Annotated in this window: 1 protein-coding gene; it reads right to left on the bottom strand. The window is 31.0% G+C overall.

Annotation, left to right across the window (positions count from 1 at the left end; all coding sequences use genetic code 11):
- Window positions 1-1,110: 1,110 nt before the first annotated feature.
- Window positions 1,111-2,052: a hypothetical protein gene (locus DFR80_RS14810; protein ID WP_114490457.1), complete on the bottom strand. Its 942-nt coding sequence runs from the start codon at window positions 2,050-2,052 to the stop codon at window positions 1,111-1,113.
- Window positions 2,053-4,552: the final 2,500 nt, after the last annotated feature.

Here is a 4,552-nt window from a genome sequence, read left to right on the forward strand (position 1 = left end):
TTTTAACAAAGTTTTTGGTTATTTTCTGCATATTATCCCCCAGATTCAGTCAGTATTTATGTAAAGAAAGCTCTTGCTGTGCTATTGCGTATAACGTTACTGGGATTTGCGCTCGTGCCTGATTCCGCAGGAACTGGCGTAAAGCTTGCTTTTCCCTATCCATTATTGGTTAACCTGCAAGCTTTATGACAGAAGGCATGACGCCAATCCCATGTTATACGACTGTTAAACGACAGCTCTTTTAATTTCTTATCTTTTAGTATTTTGATTATCTTAATAAACATACTCATTAACTCTCTAATGAGTATGTTTAATTGAATTAATTGTTCTTTTATTCCAAAATTAATAGATCTTCACGAAGTAAGGTTCATAATATTTTTTATCAACCTCAAGAATTGCAAATAAATATTTCAAAAAGTTGCAAACTAAAATTCCCTATTATTGAAGAGTAAAAATCTATTAATTTAGCTTTACTTGCAGAAATCGATTTATTATTAATATACTTCATGTAAAAGAAAAAAATACCTGCATAGTAACAGGTTTAATTATTATTTTTCTTTTTTGATTTTCTAAAGCGCATCTTGTCAATCCATCTCGATACTTCTACGACTAAAGATACTGAGTTAGCCTAATGTCACGAACGTGACTGTTAGGCGGATAAATCTTTTCTCTTTAATTAAATTATTACTCTTTGCTGCAATAATTATCATTGATGCTTTGAATTTGCAATCTTCACGAAACTTACTTCATAAAGATTTACAGCAGAATATTTTTAATGCTCAATAACTTTTTACACTTTTCATTCATTAAAACTTTACACTTCAGATTTTTCAAAAGCGATTTGATTATGAATTATTTTGATCTAAACCATAAGATCTAAAATTATAGATTTAATTTTATTAATGCTCTTGAATTATCTGAGAGGGTTTTACAAATCCATCTCGTTCTTTCAAATTTGAAAACATACCCATCTAGTTTAATGTCGTATAACGTTACTGGGATTTGCGCTCGTGCCTGATTCCGCAGGAACTGGCGTAAAGCTTGCTTTTTCGTATCCGTGATTGGTTAGCCTGCAAGCTTTATGACAGAAGGCATGACGCCAATCCCATGTTATACGCTGTATGAGCCATAAAGTTCTTCTATCTTATTATCTAAATCTTTATATTTGATTTGTTTACTTATATAATTTTTAGCGAAACTAAGCTCTCCAATATTATCAAAAAACCTTAATGAACTTTCTACAACTAATTTTAAAAAGTTAAAATAATGCATTGAATATGATTTATGGTTATTTGCTTTCCATAAACTTACTGCTGGATAAAACAATTCATCAAATTTTCTTATTTCATCTTCATTATTTGCTTTAATATAATTAAAAGCAGGCCATAATAACTTATATAAATTTTTATTTTTAATTTTTTTGAAAAAGTATTTTATATTCTTATTTAATTCATCATAAAAATTACAATCACATACAATTAAAGGGCCTTTAACTTCTTGTTCTAACTTTACTGCTTTTACAACTGGTTTTCCCACTAAATTATTTATTATTTGTGGCTCAGAATCAAAAATTGAAATTAGTTTAGTAGGGTAGGCCTCCCCAAAACTTATTCCACCTCTAAATAATACTGGAAACCAGTTTTGTAATTCTTCTTCAAAGTTTAGCTTCTTATTCTCATCAAGTCTTGGTATTTTTACTCTTACTTCAGTTGGTTTATTTTTATTTTCAGGATTAATATATTCATCTGAAGTAAATTTAAAGCAATCAATCAAAAATGATGAAAGTTGTTTAACAAATTTATTAGGTTTTTGAGAAGAAATAAAAATTGAATCACTAAAAGGAATGAAATATTCAAAACTATTTATACTTTTAGTCTCTGCTATTTCTCTTAAAGAGTTTGTATAAGAACTAATAGGATTAATTTTTTCGTCAGTAATTTTTACTTTTAAAATATTATTATAATTATCAAATAAATTAATTGCTTCTTGCGGATTATCTCTTACATAATTAGAAAATGCCAATAAATCTATAAATGTAATTGCTCTTTTCATAATTAACCATTCCCTTTCTTGGCTCATATTGCGTATAACGTTACTGGGATTCGCGGTGTGCCCGATGTCCACAGACCTGGTGCAAAGTTTGCCATCATACTCGTAATTGGTCAAGTGCTAACTTTGTGCCAGAGGGCATGCCGTTAATCCCATGTTATATGACTGTTATAGCAACCATCGACTCTATGGCTTTTCATTTATCTTCAAAACTTCGAACCTATAACTCCTTTTTTGCAAAAGATCTGCCCGCAAAAAACTTAACCATCAGTCTGAAGTTTTGAAGATAATGCGATAACCCCTCATAAAATTGATCACGGTCTTCTATTTCTTAATGCACTCAGGTTCGTTAATACCTAGCAGTTTCTATTTCCCTACCCCGGAGAAAGTAGATTCACTTCATCCAGCGATAACCAAACCCTTTTTACTGCTCTTATTAGCTGCAGTAACTTTTGCTATAATGTCATATAACGTTACTGGGATTTTGCGCTCGTGCCTGGTTCCGTCAGGAACTGGCGTAAAGCTTGCTTTTTCGTATCCGTGATTGGTTAGCCTGCAAGCTTTATGACAGAAGGCATGGCGCCAATCCCATGTTATGTGACTGTTAGGCGGCGATCTATAATAAATTGCTCACCCCAGCTTCTTTTCTTCTCTATGGTCTTTAAATAAAATTATTTCTTTGTTGCGCGATATTTAATTATTTATTATTACTTTTTGATATCTTCACGAACTTTATTTCATGAAGATTTAAGCAAAAGATTTTATTAGTACTTTTTATTACAAAATCGATTTATTATTAATATACTTCTTGTAATAGAAAAAAATACCTGCAAAAATGCAGGTTTATTTATTATTTCTCTTTTTTTGATTTTCTAAAGCGCATCTTGTCAATCCATCTCGTAATTTCAACGCCTAAGTATACTGACTTAGCCTAATGTCACGAATGTGACTGTTAGGCGGATAAATCTTTTTATTATCAATTAAGATCTCTATTCTTTTATTAAATTATTACTATTTGCTGCAGTACTTATCATTGATACTTTGATTTTTTTATCTTCATGAAACTTACTTCATTAAGATTTACTAAAAATCTTTTTTAATGCTCAATAACTTTTTACACTTTTCGATCATTAAGACTTTACACCTGAGACGTTTCATAAGCGGTTTATCTGTAAATTATTTTGATCTTAACCATTAGATTTAATTATAATGCTTTTGTATTATCTGAGAGGATTTTATAAATCCATCTTGCTACTGTTAAGATAAAAAAACTAAGTTAGCCTAATGTCACATAACGGTACTGGGTTTTGCGATGTACCTGTTTCCGCCAGGAACTGGCAAAAAACTTGCTTTTTCATATCCGTAATTGGTTAGACTGCAAGTTTTGTGACAGAAGGTATGTCGCTAAACCCATGTTATGTGTCTGTTAGGCGGTTATAAGTATTCTCGCCCAACATTAATTTTTTATTGCTATTTTTATCATTGCTGCTTTGAATTTTATATTTGCTTAAAACCACTGTATATCTGGTCTTTGATCTTAATTGTTTTTCCCATAAAAATATAACATTAATAATATAATTCTTTTAATAGCAAAAAATACCTGCAAAAATGCAGGTATAATTATAATATTCTTTCCTTATTGCTACGAACATTTTATAAATCCATCTCGGAACTTCTAAGAGATAAAAATAATTGACCCAGCCTAATGTCACGAACGTGACTGTTAGGCGTAAGAATCTTTACCTGTTTTAACTTTATTTTTATTGCTGTAATTATCATTGATACTTAAAATTCTAGATCTTCACGAAACTTACTTCGTATAGATTTAAAAAAATATTTTATAAATGGCCACTAAGGCTTTACATTTTCAGTTTATTAAAATTTCACAACTAAGATTTATCAAAAATGATTTTTAGTTTAATTAAATTGATTGTAAAATGTTCTCGAGAATTATCACTTCAGTTATCATCAATCTTTTTTGAATTATCTAAGAGCATTTTACAAATCCATCTTGATACTTCTAAGCTGAAGAAAACTTAGTTAGCCTAATGTCACATAACGTTACTGGGATTCGCGGTGTGCCCGATGTCCACAGACCTGGTGCAAAGTTTGCCATCATACTCGTAATTGGTCAAGTGCTAACTTTGTGCCAGAGGGCATGCCGTTAATCCCATGTTATATGACTGTTATAGCAACCATCGACTCTATGGCTTTTCATTTATCTTCAAAACTTCGAACCTATAACTCCTTTTTTGCAAAAGATCTGCCCGCAAAAAACTTAACCATCAGTCTGAAGTTTTGAAGATAATGCGATAACCCCTCATAAAATTGATCACGGTCTTCTATTTCTTAATGCACTCAGGTTCGTTAATACCTAGCAGTTTCTATTTCCCTACCCCGGAGAAAGTAGATTCACTTCATCCAGCGATAACCAAACCCTTTTTACTGCTCTTATTAGCTGCAGTAACTTTTGCTATAATGTCATATAACGTTACTGGGATTT

The sequence above is a fragment of the Halanaerobium sp. ST460_2HS_T2 genome (assembly GCF_003337665.1).
Classification (GTDB): Bacteria; Bacillota; Halanaerobiia; order Halanaerobiales; family Halanaerobiaceae; genus Halanaerobium; species Halanaerobium kushneri.

What these genes read in the sequence shown, in the direction of transcription:
- DFR80_RS14810 (WP_114490457.1), bottom strand. Translation starts at nt 2,052, where the DNA reads ATGAAAAGAGCAATTACATTTATAGATTTATTGGCATTTTCTAATTAT.